General features: G+C 34.9%; 3 protein-coding genes. All 3 read right to left on the minus strand.

The annotated features are described in order from the left end of the window. Window positions 1-315: 315 nt before the first annotated feature. Window positions 316-1200: a DMT family transporter gene (locus tag ACPYKA_RS19200; RefSeq protein WP_479543806.1), complete on the minus strand. Its 885-nt coding sequence runs from the start codon at window positions 1198-1200 to the stop codon at window positions 316-318. Between the two features lie 80 nt (window positions 1201-1280). Beyond that, a complete protein-coding gene (locus ACPYKA_RS19205) occupies window positions 1281-2462 on the minus strand; it encodes a PucR family transcriptional regulator ligand-binding domain-containing protein (protein ID WP_479543807.1) in 1182 nt (393 codons plus the stop codon). A gap of 422 nt (window positions 2463-2884) precedes the next feature. After that, on the minus strand, window positions 2885-4279 hold the full coding sequence (locus ACPYKA_RS19210; protein ID WP_479543808.1) for an L-cystine transporter: 1395 nt from the start codon (window positions 4277-4279) through the stop codon (window positions 2885-2887). Window positions 4280-4556: the final 277 nt, after the last annotated feature.

Raw genomic sequence — 4556 nt, forward strand, 5'->3', positions numbered from 1 at the left:
AAGTTATAAATCAAGAAGAGGATTCTGAACAAGGATCTCAACTGCAATCTAATCAAATGGAACAATCCATGGGAAATAAAAAGGAAAATGATTAATGGAAGTGAACCTCGCCCCACCAAATCTTAGAATTTGGAAGGGGCTTTCTTTGACTTGACTCAAGAATGCGACGGCTAAATCTCACTAATTGTCCCGCAACTTGAAAGGGACTCGCGCCTTCATCTTTATTTGTTCAACTTAATAGACTGAAAGTACGGCGATTTCCAAAAGGTTTCAGAGGATAAATTCATCGTTTATTAGTTAGCCGAACTTCATTTTTCAAGACACATCTTTAAGTTCAGCTTTTCTTTTGATAACAGGTTTTAATTCAGCGATTAAAATTGCCGTCATGATCAGAGTAGCCCCAATCATCATCCGGACAGTCAATAGTTCATGTAAAAATAGAACCGATAACACCATGCCAAAAAATGCTTCCATCGATAATATTATCGCTGCTCTTGTAGCTGTCGTATATTTAAATGCGATATTTTGCGAAAGATATGCTATGGTTGTAGAAAAAATCGCTAAGTATATTAAGGAATATATCGCTCCTTTTTCCATTGTCATCGGGATATCTCCTTGAATAAGTAAAACAACAACCCCGATAAAAGAAGCCGTCATAAATTGCACTACCGTAAGAGAAATCGCATCTTCTTTTTGTACAAATAAATTCGTATAAAAAATATCAAATGCGAATCCAACCGCACAAGCGAGTGATAATGCATCGCCAATATTAATCGTCATGGAACCTTGCAAGGATAAAAAGCCAATCCCAATTATCGCCATAACTGAACCAATCACTTCATGGCGATCAATTCTTCGTTTATAAATAAAGTAAGCAATAATTGGTACAATAACCACATTCACAGCAGTTAAAAAAGCATTTTTAGAAGGAGTCGTATATTCTAAGCCAACTGTTTGGAGAGCAAAAGCAACATATAAAATCGTCCCTAGTACTGCTCCCTTCCAAATGACAGAGAAAGTAAATGTCTTAAATTTATAACTGAAAATTAAGGCCATAATAATTGTAGCGAGAACAAATCTACCTGCCATCAGTTGATATGCAGATAAATACTTTAATCCAATTGCAGTTACAACAAACCCGCTTCCCCAAACGAATGCTGTAAGTAGGAGCAACCCATCTCCAATATATTGCTTCTTCATCTTGCTTCACCCTCCACATAAATACTAGAATAGCATAAGAGTAGAAGCAATTATATATTTATTTTTCCAAAGTTTCTTGTTTATTTTTGAACAAATTCCAAATGAGTAGTAAATTTTTTTATCGACCGATCCAACAAATATAGTTTGATTCCCATCGATATATGTTCATAAAAAACATTTTCATTGCTTGAAGCATCCACTAATTGGCGAATTTTCGTAAGTCGATAACGGATTGTATTTGGATGACAAAAGTGAGCTGCAGCGATTTCTTTAACATTTCCTTTTTTCATAACAAACGTGGTTGCCGTATCAAGTAATTCTCCATTATCAAGCACTTCTCCTAAGTAACTTTTCACGTAATCGTTGGCAAATTGTGCATCTCTCCTGTATAACTCAATAAGTATTTTTTCAGAGCCTAGTTGTTCGTAATGAAAAACAGACTGTCCTTCCATTTCTGCTAAAAAATTTGTATAAAAAGACTCTCTAACCGCTAGATGAAGTCCCGTTTTTGTCTGATGTACCTGACTATAACTGATGATTAAATTTTCTTTTGGTAGCTTGAAGAAATCCATCCAATCGTTCAACATGGTGTCTAAATGAAACTGTTCATTTTTGTTTGAAAAAAGAATAAATATACTTCGTCTGTACTTACATACAATCCCAGTCTTTAAAAAAGAACTGAATTGGAGAAAGCTTTCCATCCATCGATCATTCTCAGAATCTGTCAATCGTATAGTTGCTACAGCTACATACTTTTCAAAAGGTTTATTCATTTGTTTTATAAAACCATTGATCTGCTCTTCTTGTATTTTTTCTATAATAAAACGCTCCATCATCTTTTCTAAATAAAGCGTATGGTTCTTTTCTTTCATATAATCTAGTACTTCAAGAATAATGTCTTCAAAAAATTCATCTCCACCAAAACGTAGAATTGGAAAAGCTTTATCATTCGCATAATCCAATACTTCTTGTGGGAATTCACTAAAAATAACAGGTTTATACGCTAAAGCACTTACGTTTAGCTCGATAAGTTTTTTTATAGTATTCAGTAATAACTCTGGATTTTTCTTGGCAAATAAAAGACTACTAAGCACAAGGCTGTTCGGGTTAAAAATTGTATCTCTAACTGGACTGATTCCTTTTACAAACTCAAAATCCAATATTTCCACACTCTCGATAGGTTTGTGTAAAGCATTATCTCCCGCAACTACCGAAAAGTTTTTCGTAATGTACACCTGCCATAAGTCTTTTACGGTCATCATCTTTTTATCATCCTAACGAATATAGATAATTTAATTATAGATTATTGTTCATAATAATAAAGCATATAAGAGTCTTGGACAAAAGTGTTTAGTCATTAAAAAATCCGAACTTTAATACAAATTGTATTCGTTCGGATCAATCCTTTAGTTATTATTAGAAACTTTATTGGTTATTGTGACCGTTAGAGCTCTTTTCCCAGGTCAGCGGGAACATAACCACTTGAATTATGACCGTTTTAGATTCATTCATGATCTCACCGGCATAAAGTTGTAGTCATAACAACTAAAAGGGTAAATCAACAATTAGTTCAACTACTACCGGTATTCAACTGTTGAAATAGCTACATTCAAAAACAACTTCCTAGCTTGTCAATCGTTCTTTCTTTGGAGTGGAACGTTTTTGTTAATCCCAAGCTCCAATATTACAGAGATCCTTTAGCTTCAATTGCATTTTTATCATGAAACGTTTTTAAATTCAGTTTGTTTAAAATTCGTGAAGTCAATGTCCCTGTTACCATTGCTCCGTTTACATTAACTGCCGTGCGTCCCATGTCAATCAATGCTTCAACCGAGATTAGTAATCCGGCTAATGCAACAGGCATGTTCATTGAGGATAGTACGATTAGCGCTGCAAAAGTTGCTCCTCCACCAACACCGGCCACACCGAATGAACTAATTCCAACGATTAATACTAACTGAACGATAAAAGCTGGTGATAATGGATCAATACCAACTGTAGGTGCAATCATCACAGCAAGCATCGCTGGATAAATTCCGGCACAACCATTTTGCCCCATCGTTGCTCCAAATGATGCTGACATGTTCGCAATTCCTTCATCAACACCAAGCGATTGTCGTTGTGCTTGAATGTTCAACGGAATTGTACCCGCACTTGACCTTGACGTAAAGGCAAAGCCAAGAACTGGAAAGACTTTTTTCAAATATATAAACGGATTTAAACCAAAAATTGCTACAAGTACTAAATGGATGATAAACATAACTGCAAGAGCTACATAAGATGCGACCACGAATTTTCCAAGCTGTAAAATTCCTGCGACATCTGTGTTTGCTACTGTGTTTGCCATTAAAGCCAAAATTCCAAATGGTGTGAGTCGTAAAACTAATGTTACTACACGCATAACTACTGCGTAAATAGAATTGATTATTTTAGTAAACATTTCCGCTTGTTCAGGATTTTTTCTACGCAATCCGAGAACAGCAATCCCAATAATAATGGAGAATATAACTACTGCAATAACCGATGTAGGTCTTTCTCCAGTCATATCTAGAAAAATATTTGATGGAATGAAATTCAAAATGCGCTCTGGTGTAGACTGTTCTTCAACTTCTGTGAGCCTTTCCTCCATCATAGTACCCCGTTCCATTTCAGCCTGCCCAACTTCAATCTGGTCGGCATTTAAGTCAAACAACAAAGCAGAGCCAATACCAATCAATGCAGCAACCATTGTTGTTGAAATTAATATACCTATAATCCAAGCCGCCATTTTACCAAGTGCTGCTGTTTTCTCAAGGTTAATAATGGATTGGATAATCGAAACCATGACGAGTGGAATAACAATCATCATTAGCAAACGAATATAACCATTTCCTACAATGCTGTACCAACTCACTGTTTCATTTAACACATTCGATCCGGCTCCATAGATTACCTGTAATAGAGCACCCAGGACAATCCCTGCTCCTAGACCCGTGAAAACTCTTTTTGTAAAAGATATATGCTTCTTTTGCATAAAAATAAGCAGCCCTATTATCGCCACTAAAACAGCAATGTTAATTATAATAAAAATTATGTCCAACTTTGTAACCTCCAAATTTATTATTATACACAAGTTCATTAGCGCACTTATAATTCATATAAAATTACTCTGATTTAAAGTATACAATGAATTTGAAAAAAATCAAGAGGAAATTACCTATAATCCAATGTATTTTTCATTCAGAAGTTACATCCCCATGTATAACAGGGTCAATCAGTAATTGTAATCCTTGAACTATAATATCTGTTAAGGTTATACTTTACTAATGCCAATACAGATAATGTATAATGAGCTTAAATCATTAAAACAAGCGATA

The sequence above is a fragment of the Pseudogracilibacillus amylolyticus (SeqCode) genome (assembly GCF_051918545.1).
Classification (GTDB): Bacteria; Bacillota; Bacilli; order Bacillales; family Amphibacillaceae; genus Pseudogracilibacillus.

Excerpts from the sequence above, each read along its gene's own strand:
- ACPYKA_RS19200 (WP_479543806.1), bottom strand. The coding sequence starts at position 1,200 with ATGAAGAAGCAATATATTGGAGATGGGTTGCTCCTACTTACAGCATTC.
- ACPYKA_RS19205 (WP_479543807.1), bottom strand. The coding sequence starts at position 2,462 with ATGATGACCGTAAAAGACTTATGGCAGGTGTACATTACGAAAAACTTT.